General features: G+C 61.6%; 1 protein-coding gene and 1 pseudogene. Both read left to right on the plus strand.

What is annotated here, in order from left to right:
- A partial coding sequence (locus tag AC1DY7_RS31225; RefSeq protein ID WP_477497634.1) for an MMPL family transporter occupies positions 1-1,144 on the plus strand: 1,144 nt, incomplete at its 5' end.
- 19 nt (positions 1,145-1,163) lie between these two features.
- Positions 1,164-1,388, plus strand: a pseudogene (locus AC1DY7_RS31230) (DUF732 domain-containing protein); the annotation flags it as partial.

Here is a 1,388-nt window from a genome sequence, read left to right on the forward strand (position 1 = left end):
GGGGGAACCGCACTGCTACGACATCCCGTCGTGCTGGGCCATCCGGTCGATCTTCGACACTCTCGACGGCATCGACACGATGACCGACGACATCCAGCAGCTGATGCCCGACATGGAGCGTCTGGATACCCTGATGCCGCAGATGGTCGCGCTGATGCCGTCCATGATCGCGACGATGAAGAACATGAAGACCTACATGCTGACCATGTATCAGACCCAGAAGGGCATACAGGATCAGATGTCGGCCATGCAGGACAACTCGTCTGCCATGGGCGAGGCCTTCGACGCGTCCCGCAACGACGACTCGTTCTATCTACCGCCGGAAACCTTCGACAACGCCGAGTTCAAACGCGGCATGAAGAACTTCATCTCGCCAGACGGCAAGTCGGTGCGCTTCATCATCAGCCATGACGGCGATCCGATGAGCCCCGAAGGCATTTCGCACATCGAACCCATCAAGAACGCGGCCAAGGAAGCCATCAAGGGCACACCGCTCGAGGGCTCCAAGGTCTACCTCGGTGGCACCGCCTCGGTGTTCAAGGACATGGCCGACGGCTCCAAGTTCGATCTGATGATCGCGGGCATCGCCTCGCTGTGCCTGATCTTCATCATCATGCTGATCATCACCCGGGCGGTGGTCGCCGCCGCGGTCATCGTCGGCACCGTGCTGCTCTCGCTGGGCACCTCGTTCGGCCTGTCGGTGCTGATCTGGCAGCACATCATCGGCCAACCGCTGCACTGGATGGTGTTGGCGATGTCGGTGATCATCCTGTTGGCCGTCGGTTCCGACTACAACCTGCTGCTTGTGTCGCGGTTCAAGGAGGAGATCCACGCGGGCCTGAACACCGGCATCATCCGCTCGATGGGTGGTACCGGCTCGGTGGTGACCTCGGCCGGTCTGGTGTTCGCCTTCACGATGATGTCCATGGCGGTCAGCGATTTGATCGTGATCGGGCAGGTCGGAACAACGATCGGCATAGGCCTGTTGTTCGACACGTTGATCATCCGGTCGTTCATGACGCCGTCGATCGCGGCGTTGCTGGGTAAGTGGTTCTGGTGGCCGCAGCGGGTGCGTCAGCGTCCACTGCCCGCGCCATGGCCCACGCCCGTACCGGCACCGGTCGGTGCAGGCGCTTCGGAGTAGTCGAGTGAGGGGTTGCGTAGTGAAGAAGACAAAACTGGCGGTACTGGCGGCCACGACGGTCGCCACCGGGCTGTCCCTCGCGGCTCCCGCGCAGGCGGATCCGGCCTATGACCGGGACCCCGACACCAACTTCGCCCACGAACTGCACACCTACGGCATCTACGGGCAAAAAGACTTCAACGCCTGGATCGGCAAACTGGTCTGCAAACGACTCACCAACAACGTCGACCACACCGCCTTCGAC

The sequence above is a fragment of the Mycobacterium sp. P2_H7 genome, from assembly GCF_056403275.1.